The 2,608-nt window shown below is 64.3% G+C and carries 1 protein-coding gene and 1 pseudogene; both read left to right on the top strand.

What is annotated here, in order from left to right; genetic code table 11:
• Positions 1-903 (top strand): annotated as a pseudogene (locus JWR98_RS30380) (AMP-binding protein); the annotation flags it as partial.
• Between the two features lie 86 nt (positions 904-989).
• A partial coding sequence (locus JWR98_RS29045; RefSeq protein WP_225908896.1) for a condensation domain-containing protein occupies positions 990-2,608 on the top strand: 1,619 nt, incomplete at its 3' end.

Raw genomic sequence — 2,608 nt, 5'->3', positions numbered from 1 at the left:
TTGCAGCGGCGAAGCCTTGCCTGCCGAGTTGCAGCGCCAGGTGCTGGCGCAGACGGCCAGCGAGTTGCACAACCTCTACGGCCCGACCGAAGCGGCCATCGACGTCACGTCCTGGGCCTGCCGCGAGGATGGCAGCAGCGTGCCGATTGGCCGTCCTATCGCCAACACGCAGATCCATATTCTCGACGCCGACCTCAACCCCGTCCCCGTGGGCGTGGCGGGCGAGTTGTACATCGCCGGGGTCAACCTGGCGCGCGGTTATCAGGCGCGTCCGTCGCTGACCGCCGAACGTTTTGTCGCTAATCCATACGGTGCGCCGGGTGCACGCATGTACCGCAGCGGTGACCTGGCGCGCTGGCGTGCCGATGGTGCGATTGACTACCTCGGGCGCTGGATCACCAGGTCAAATTGCGCGGCCTGCGTATCGAGCTGGGCGAGATCGAAACCGTACTGGTGAACCATGAGGCGGTTCGCGAAGCGGTCGTGGTTGCCCAGGGCGACAAGCTGATTGGCTACTGGGTCGGTGAGGCCTGTGATGAAGTGGCGCTTAAATTTCACCTCGGCCAGCACGTTCCTGACTATATGGTGCCGTGGCGATTGATGCGGTTGCCGGCGATGCCGCTCTCGGCCAATGGCAAGCTGGATCGCAAGCAACTGCTGCAGGTCGAGGCGCAAGTCGCCGCTACCGGCTATGTCGAACCCCGCAATGACGCCGAACGCAGCCTCGCCAGAATCTGGTCCGAGGTGCTGGGCGTGGAGCGGGTGGGTGTGACGGATGACTTTTTCGAGCTGGGCGGGCATTCGCTGCTTGCGACCCGCCTGGCCTCGCAGATCCGCCACCAGTTAGGCGTACAGATACACCTCGGCGCGGTGTTCGATACACCGACGATCGAGGCGCTCGCTCGGCACCTGGAGCACATTCCGGCACACACCTGCGAAGACGAGGTGGATGCCATGACCCAATTGCTGAACGAACTGGAGCGCATTGAATGAACGACCTGAGCCAAGCCCACGGCCCCAGCCACCGTGACGATCCGTTGCGCCCGCTGGCCGAACGGCTCAACGCTCTTCCTGCCGAAAAGCAGCGGATATTCCTGCGGCAGTTGCGTGAAAAAGGCATTGACGCGCGCCGTTTGCCCATCGTTGCGGCACCTGCCGAGACGACGCACACATTGTCCTACAGCCAGCGCCGGCTATGGCTGCTCTGGCAGTTGGAGCCGACCGCCAGCGCCTATCACATTACCGGTGGCCTGCAACTCACGGGGCAATTGAACGAGGCGGCGCTGCAGGCGGCGCTGGCCGATATCGTCGCCCGTCACGCGGTTCTGCGCAGTGTCTTCCCCAGCGAAGACGGTGAGCCGGTGGTGCGTGTGCAGGCTGCCGATGCCTGTGCCGTGCTCCTGGGGCGCGAAGACCTCAGCGAGTTGTCGGCCCAGGCCCAGGACGCGGCCTTGGCGCGCCTGGCCCAGGCTCAGGCCCGACAACCGTTCGACTTGACCCAGGGGCCTTTGCTGCGCCTGTGCCTGGTGCGTTGTGACGCCGAGCGGCATGCCTTGCTGGTCACCTTGCACCACATCGTCGCCGATGGTGTCTCGGTGGAGCTGTTCGTTCAAGAGCTGGCTGGTGGCTACGCCCGTCACCTTCAGGTCGTCGACAGCCCGTTGCCCGGCCTTGAGGTGCAATACAGCGACTATGCGCGCTGGCAGCGCCTGTGGCTGGAGTCCGGCGAAAGTGAGCAGCAACTGGCGTATTGGCGCGAGCGCCTGGGCGTTGAGGAGCCCGTGCTGGAGTTGCCGGTCGATCACCTGCGTTCGGGCTTGCCCACCTATCACGGCGCACGGGTCGGCAAACCGTTGTCCGAGGCCACCAGCAGCCGTTTGCGGCAGTTCGCCCGCAGTCAACAAGCCACGCCGTTCATGGTGTTGCTCGCCGCTTATGGCGTGTGGCTAAGCCGCCTGTGCGGCCAGACGCAATTGCGCGTCGGCATCCCGGTTGCCAATCGCGAGGCCGTCGCGACCCAGGGTTTGATCGGATGCTTTGTCAATACACAAGTCTGGCCGTTAAGCGTTTCGCGCCGTGAATCCTTCATCGACCAGCTCAAGGCTGTGCGCGAACAGGCCTTGCAAGCCCAGGCTCATCAGGATTTGCCCTTCGAGCAGCTGGTCGAAGCACTGCAGCCCCAACGCAGCATGGGCCGCAACCCGCTGTTCCAGGTCATGTTCAACCACTTGCAGCGCGGCGACAGCCAGCTGGATGTGGGCGGGCTGGTCTTCGAGCGCCTGGACCAGGCCGCTGAAACCGCGCAGCTTGATCTGACCCTGACCACCGAGGAAGACCGTCAGGGCCAGATCACCGCGACCTTCAGCTACGCCACCGACCTGTTCGAGGCCGCCACCGTACATGCCTGGCATGCGCATTTCCTGTTTCTGCTCGAGCAACTGCTGGAACAGCCCGAGCGTGCATTGCACGAACTGCTGCCGCTGACCCCCGCCGAGCAACAGCAACTGTCCGGTTGGAACGCCACCGAGGAAAACTACCCTTCGTACGCGAATCTGCCGGCCTTGATCGGCCAGCAAGTGCGCGCCACACCTGACGCCTTGGCGCTGGT

Source organism: Pseudomonas lactucae (genome assembly GCF_016937615.1).
Lineage (GTDB): Bacteria > Pseudomonadota > Gammaproteobacteria > Pseudomonadales > Pseudomonadaceae > Aquipseudomonas > Aquipseudomonas lactucae.
The sequence above is the reverse complement of the archived record's forward strand: the minus strand, read 5'-3'. Positions and strand labels throughout refer to the sequence as shown.